Annotated in this window: 1 protein-coding gene; it reads left to right on the top strand. The window is 57.4% G+C overall.

The window, feature by feature from the left end:
* Window positions 1-127: 127 nt before the first annotated feature.
* Window positions 128-1,147, top strand: coding sequence for an IS110 family transposase (locus WT97_RS18915; protein ID WP_059794108.1), 1,020 nt, complete (start codon window positions 128-130; stop codon window positions 1,145-1,147).
* Window positions 1,148-1,428 lie beyond the last annotated feature (281 nt).

Genomic DNA, 1,428 nt, shown 5'->3' on the forward strand with positions numbered 1-1,428 from the left:
GGAGAATGAAATGAACGCGTCCCACCCACGCACGTGAGGGTAAAGAGGGGTGGATCCTCACGGGCCAACGGCATCGATGTGCCCAGGTGGAAAATGCAAGCATTTCCCGGTGACCGGAGGACCCACGATGAACAGTATGGCCGTAGGCGTAGACATCGCCAAACAAGTTTTTCAGGTGCATTACGTTGATCGGGAAACCGGTGAGATCGTGAACAAACCGATTAGACGGGCGAAGTTTCTGGAGCACTTCGCGAACAGTGTCCCCTGTCTGGTGGGGATGGAAGCGTGCAGCGGTGCACATCACTGGGCCCGGCAACTGATGAGGCTGGGTCATCAGGTGAAGTTGATGCCGGCTGAATTCGTGAAAGCATTCAACATCCGCAACAAGAACGATGCCGCTGACGCCCGAGCAATCTGGCTGGCTGTCCAGCAGCCCGGCAAGCCGGTGGCTGTGAAGACGGAAATACAACAGGCAATGCTGGCGTTGCACCGAATGCGTGAGCAGTTGGTGAAATTCCGCACCATGCAAATCAATGGGCTGCGCGGACTACTGACGGAATACGGCGAGGTAATGAGTAAAGGCAGGGCAAAGCTAGATCAGGAGATACCGGCCGCACTTGGCAGAATCGCGGAGCGCCTACCCTCAGCGTTGATCGATACGCTGCGCGAGCAATGGAATGGTCTGGCGAGACTGGACGAGCAGGTTGCCGAAATTGAGCGGCGGATGCGCGACTGGAAGAAGGAAGACAAGGCGGTGAAGGCAATTTGCGAGATTCCCGGCGTGGGGTTGCTGACGGCCACGGCTGCGGTAGCGATGATGGGCGACCCAAAGGCGTTCAGTTCGGGGCGGGAATTTGCGGCGTGGGCGGGCCTCGTGCCCAAGCAGACCGGTTCGGGCGGCAAGGTGGTCCTGCATGGAATCAGTAAGAGAGGCGACACATACTTGCGCACGCTACTCATTCACGGGGCTCGAGCGGTGTTGACGCACTCGAAGACCCCTAGCCCGTGGGTCGACCAGATGAAGAAACGGCGACCGACGAATGTGGTGATCGTCGCGCTAGCAAACAAGATGGCACGGACGATCTGGGCAGTGCTCGCTCACGACAGACCATACCGGAGCAACTATGTGAGCGTGAAGCCAGCTTGAGCGGCTCGCGCGAGGTAGAACGATCAACTTTTAATACAGGGTGAACGTCGAAAGGTTGCGCAGTAATCAAATGTGATGACAAGCCAGGTAGGACCGGGACTCGCTAAACCTGAATGGAGTGAGGAGCCTCGAGCTCTTAAGGAGAATGAGGTGCGAGTCAGCGAATTTCATAGGGGCCCGCAGCGACGGTATCGGCTGCATGAAGGCCGGATATAGAGCTGCAGCCCATCCTGTCTGTCGGAACACACGAAAACTGTTGCAAACGGGACGCGTTCATATAG

Origin of the sequence: Burkholderia sp. MSMB1459WGS, from assembly GCF_001534535.1 — a bacterium.
Classification (GTDB): domain Bacteria; phylum Pseudomonadota; class Gammaproteobacteria; order Burkholderiales; family Burkholderiaceae; genus Burkholderia.

Excerpts from the sequence above, each read along its gene's own strand:
- WT97_RS18915 (WP_059794108.1), top strand. The coding sequence starts at position 128 with ATGAACAGTATGGCCGTAGGCGTAGACATCGCCAAACAAGTTTTTCAG.